Genomic DNA, 301 nt, shown 5'->3' with positions numbered 1-301 from the left:
CCCCCCCCCCCCCCCCCCCCCCCCCCCCCCCCCCCCCCCCCCCCCCCCCCCCCCCCCCCCCCCCCCCCCCCCCCCCCCCCCCCCCCCCCCCCCCCCCCCCCTCTTTTCAAGCAGAAGACGGCATACGCGATCAACGTCAGCGTCTCGTGGGCTCGGAGATGTGTATAAGAGACAGGCCTGGGCCAGCGTGGGCACGGCCTTGGCGCAGACGTAGTTGCTGCCGTGTTCGAAGACCGGCGCACCGCACTTGGGGCAGGGGCCCAGCGATTGCTGGCTGGCAAAGTCCACCAGCTCGCCCGTG

The 301-nt window shown here is 75.4% G+C and carries 1 protein-coding gene; it reads right to left on the bottom strand.

Going from position 1 to position 301, the window contains the following annotated elements; all coding sequences use genetic code 11:
- Positions 1 to 301 (bottom strand): hypothetical protein (locus JHD82_RS29635; RefSeq protein WP_199140494.1); only part of this gene is annotated, 301 nt, incomplete at both ends.

Origin of the sequence: Delftia sp. ASV31, assembly GCF_016428765.1 — a bacterium.
Taxonomy (GTDB): domain Bacteria; phylum Pseudomonadota; class Gammaproteobacteria; order Burkholderiales; family Burkholderiaceae_C; genus Comamonas; species Comamonas acidovorans.
This window is presented reverse-complemented; position numbering and strand designations above follow the sequence as displayed.